We start from the raw sequence: 250 nt of genomic DNA, 5'->3' as shown, positions 1-250 counted from the left end.
AAGCACAGCTTGGGAGCGCCCGACGACGTACAGCAGCGCCGCCAACAAAAGGCATGAAATCGCCAAGCCGGGGCTGGGTAGGGCGGGGGCGGCAGCAAAGGCCACCCGTTTGGCGTAGGCCAACCAAAGGACGACAGCGAAGATGATCGGCCCGTGCCCCTGCTCGTCTCGCGACCAGATCGTGCGCGCGAGGTCGACTGCAGTGGGTGCATAGAGCACGCAAAGCCCCGCCAACAATGGCAGGAGGACT

The 250-nt window shown here is 64.8% G+C and carries 1 protein-coding gene; it reads right to left on the bottom strand.

Going from position 1 to position 250, the window contains the following annotated elements; all coding sequences use genetic code 11:
- Nucleotides 1-250 (bottom strand): archaeosortase/exosortase family protein (locus RVY79_RS20895; RefSeq protein WP_317466523.1); only part of this gene is annotated, 250 nt, incomplete at both ends.

This window comes from Chromohalobacter sp. HP20-39 (assembly GCF_033052815.1).
GTDB lineage: Bacteria > Pseudomonadota > Gammaproteobacteria > Pseudomonadales > Halomonadaceae > Chromohalobacter.
This window is presented reverse-complemented; position numbering and strand designations above follow the sequence as displayed.